This is a genomic window from Vibrio sp. 10N.222.52.B7 (genome assembly GCF_041474275.1).
GTDB classification, from domain to species: domain Bacteria; phylum Pseudomonadota; class Gammaproteobacteria; order Enterobacterales; family Vibrionaceae; genus Vibrio; species Vibrio crassostreae_C.
Genome location: NZ_JBFRTU010000198.1, coordinates 1 through 272 on the forward strand (window position 1 = coordinate 1; position 272 = coordinate 272).

The 272-nt window shown below is 44.1% G+C and carries 1 protein-coding gene; it reads left to right on the plus strand.

Features of this window, described 5'->3' with window-relative positions:
- Window positions 1–80: 80 nt before the first annotated feature.
- The coding region (tnpA, locus tag AB4512_RS25545; RefSeq protein ID WP_408063595.1) for an IS66 family insertion sequence element accessory protein TnpA at window positions 81–272 on the plus strand (192 nt) is incomplete at its 3' end.

The window sequence follows — 272 nt, forward strand, 5'->3', positions numbered from 1 at the left end:
GTAAGCGTGTCATGAACACCGCATTCTAATCTTTCAGCACGAAGAATAAGATCATCTCTCCAACCCAAAGGAGAGTTGAAATGGCAAAACGACGCACCAACCTAGAATGGCAATCACTGTTTGAACAATATGAAAGCAGCAGTGTTACCCAACGCGCTTTTTGTGAAGAGCATGGACTGAGTTTATCCACGTTCTTCGCCAAACGACGTCAACTCCAAACAGCAAACCAATCGGAATCTGTCGGATTTGTTAGAGCCGAAATCGTTGAAAAG